The 3,378-nt window shown below is 69.0% G+C and carries 2 protein-coding genes; one reads left to right on the plus strand and one right to left on the minus strand.

The genetic code is table 11. From position 1 onward, the window contains the following. Positions 1–105: 105 nt before the first annotated feature. Positions 106–2,661: an MMPL family transporter gene (locus L0965_RS16450; protein WP_234058103.1), complete on the minus strand. Its 2,556-nt coding sequence runs from the start codon at positions 2,659–2,661 to the stop codon at positions 106–108. Positions 2,662–2,795: 134 nt separating this feature from the next. Here L0965_RS16450 and L0965_RS16455 point away from each other — a divergent pair, with 134 nt between their 5' ends. Further along, on the plus strand, positions 2,796–3,362 hold the full coding sequence (locus tag L0965_RS16455) for a TetR/AcrR family transcriptional regulator (protein ID WP_061681787.1): 567 nt from the start codon (positions 2,796–2,798) through the stop codon (positions 3,360–3,362). Positions 3,363–3,378: the final 16 nt, after the last annotated feature.

Consider the following 3,378-nt stretch of genomic DNA (forward strand, 5'->3'; position numbering starts at 1 on the left):
GCCCTGAGTCCGATGAGACGTCGCACAACCGAAGGGATACGAGGCGGTCGCCCTGTCATGGTTCACTCGGCGGCGCGCCGGGCGCCGCCTGGCGGAGCCGCCCTCTCAGCGGACGGGTTCGTCGGCGTGCCGGACGTCGTCCGACGACGCATCCCCGGCTTCCGTCGCCGCCCCGTGGATCGGATGGCTTCGCTCGAGCGCGGCGCCCTCGACGTCGACGTTCGGGAGGATCCGATCGAGCCAGCGCGGCAGCCACCACGCCTTCTCGCCGAGCAGGTGCATGAGCGCGGGGATCAGCAACAGCCGCACCACGAACGCATCGAACAGCACGCCGATCGCGAGGCCGAAGCCGAGCGGTCGCACGAGCGCCAGGTGCGAGAAGATGAACCCGCCGAACACCGACACCATGATGATGGCCGCCGCGGTGACCACCGCTCGCCCGTTCCGTAGCCCGGCGACAACCGCCGTCCGGGCCGGCACCCCGTGCACGAACGCCTCTCGCATTCCGGTCACCAGGAAGAGCTGGTAATCCATCGCGAGACCGAACAGCACGCCGATGAGGATGATCGGTGCGAAGTTCAGCACCGGTCCGGGGGTGTGGACGCCGAACACCGGCCCGAGCCATCCCCACTGGTAGATCGCCACCACGGCTCCGAGTGCGGCGAACAGCGACAGCACGAACCCGGCTGTCGCGATCAGCGGCACGAGGATCGAGCGGAACACCAGCACGAGGATGAGCAGCGACAGCCCCACGACCAGCGCGAGGTACACCGGCAGCACGCCGGCGAGTTTCTCGGAGATGTCGATGTTGCCGCTGGCCTGGCCTGCCACCCCGAGCTCGATGTCTCCGATCGGCGAGAGCTCGCGCAGGTCGTGCACGAGCTGCTCGGTCGATTCGGTGGACGGTCCGCCGATCGGCACGACCTGGAAGGCGAGGAAGTCGCGGTCCTCGGACACTCCGACCGGCGCGACCGCGACCACGCCGCCCTGCTCGAGCAGCTGACCGGCTAGGTCGGCCTGTACCGCGACGACGTCGTCCTCATCGATCGGGGCCGGCAGCGCGGCGGTGACGAGCAGCGGTCCGTTCTGGCCGGCTCCGAATGCCTCGGCCGCGGACGTGTAGGCCCGGTACTGGCTGGAGTCGACGGGCTCGGATGACCCGTCGGGCATGCCGAGCCGCATGGAGAGCGCCGGGATCGCGATGATGAGCAGCGCGCCGACGGCGAGTGAGGCGCGCGCGAACGCACGCGAGGTCTTCATGGGCTTCAGCTCGGGGCGAGCGTGCGATTCGTGGCCGATCTGGCCGCGAGCCCGCCGATTGACGATCCGGAGGCCGATGATCCCGAGCATCGCAGGCGTCAGGGTCACCGACAGGAGTACCGCGACCAGCACGCATCCGGCCGCGACCGTTCCCATGACGCCGACGAAGGGGATGCCGGTCACGTTCAGGGCGAGCAGTGCGACGAGCACCGTCGAGCCTGCGAAGACCACGGCGTTGCCCGACGTGCCGTTCGCGAGGGCGATGGATTCGTGCACGTCGACACCGGCGAGCACTTGCCGTCGATGGCGGTTGATGATGAACAGCGCGTAGTCGATGCCCACGGCCAGTCCGAGCATCATGCCGAGCACGGGGGTGGCCGACGACATGTCCACGACGCCCGAGAAGGCCAGCGACCCGGCGACGCCGACGCCGACGCCGACGAGTGATGAGACGATCGGCAGCAGCGCCGGCAGCAGCGCGCGGAACATGATGACGAGCGTGAGCAGCGCGAGCGCGACGCCGACGATCTCGCCGATGCCGATGAGTCCCTCGACCGCGGTGGCGATCGTCGCCGAGTAGTAGTCGACCTGCACCCCGTCGATTTCGGCCTGGTCGAGTTCGTCCGAGACCGCTTCCACGACCTCGGACGGGACGGAGAACACGTCGTCCTCGAACATCACCACGCCGATCGCAGTGGCACCGTCCTCGGACACGGTTCGGATCTCCGAGGCGGCATCCATGAGCACCCGCGCGTCATCGAGCTGAGCGCGCTGCTCGGCGAGTTCGCCGGCACCGGCGTCCAGCTCGCCGCGGCGATCCTCGAGCTGAGCGGCACCGGCATCGAGCTCGGCCTGCTGCGCGGCGAACTGCGCCGCTGCGAGCGCGTACGTCCCCGCGGACTTCGCTTCAGCGATGGCCGCGTCGAGTTGCGCCTGAGCGGCCTCGAGCTGGGTTCGCGCAGCCTCGATCTGAGTGGAGCCCTCGTCGAGCTGGCGCTGCGCTTCGTCGAGCTGGGCCGCGCCGGCTTCGAGCTGCTGCTCCTGTTCGGCGCGATCGGACGTCGCGACGAAGGGGTCGACCACATCGGCCACGCCGTCGATTCCGTCGATCTCGGCCAACATCGCGGAGATATCCCCCTGCTGGGCCTCGGTGAAGTCGGATCCGTCCTCCGTCCGGAACACGATGGTGCCGGTTCCGCCCCCGAGTTCCCCCAGTTCTTCGGTGAGCCGCTCGGTGACGCGCTCGGTCTCGGTGCCCGGGATGCTCATGCTCGACGTCAGCGTGCCGCCGAAGGAGACGAAGGCTCCGACAGCCAGGGCGAGTGCGGCGATCCAACCGGCGACCACGGCCCACGGTCGGCGCGCGGCGAATCGTCCGACACGGTAGAGGAGTTCTGCCACGCGAGAGGCCTTTCATGAGGAGACGAGACGAGGGCGCACCTACGAGCCACCACCGAGGATAGCCGACATTTGTCGAAAATCGGAGCGGCTGGGTTCTGCGTGGCGTCTCCCCATCCCGCTGGCACAATCGACGCATGGATGCCCGCGTCGTCCGCACCCGACGGTCCCTGCAGGAGTCGCTGTTCGCCTTGGCTCGCGAGCGGCCGCTCGAGGAACTCACCGTCGCCGACATCGTGCAGCGGGCAGGAGTGAATCGGAGCAGCTTCTATCAGCATTACGCCGACAAGGACACCCTTCTCGCCGATGCCATCGACACGGCGGTCGAGCAGGCAGGGACCTTCCTGCCTGAAACGATCACCGCACCGGACGGCCCGCAACGCGCGCTCCTCGCCTACCTGCGACACATCGACGAGCATGTGGCGGTCTATCAGCGCGTGCTCGGACGCCACGGCTCGGCCGCGGTGGCGTTCAGGTTGCGTGATCGCATCGAGGCCGTTGCCCGCGAGGGCCTCGGGCGAATGGGCACGCACGCATTCGAAGGGATCCCCCTCGACGTCGTCAGTGCCGGCATCGCCGGCTCAGCACTCGGCGTCATCGAGGCGTGGCTCGCGCGCGACCCCCGACCGCGAGTCGAGACCGCTGCGGACTGGGTATGGCGTGTGCTCGTCGGCGTCGGCGATGCAATGGAGGAGGGGCGCTGACGGTACGCCCCGTCCA

Source organism: Microbacterium sp. NFH-22A-Y (assembly GCF_021401375.1).
GTDB lineage: Bacteria > Actinomycetota > Actinomycetes > Actinomycetales > Microbacteriaceae > Microbacterium > Microbacterium hominis.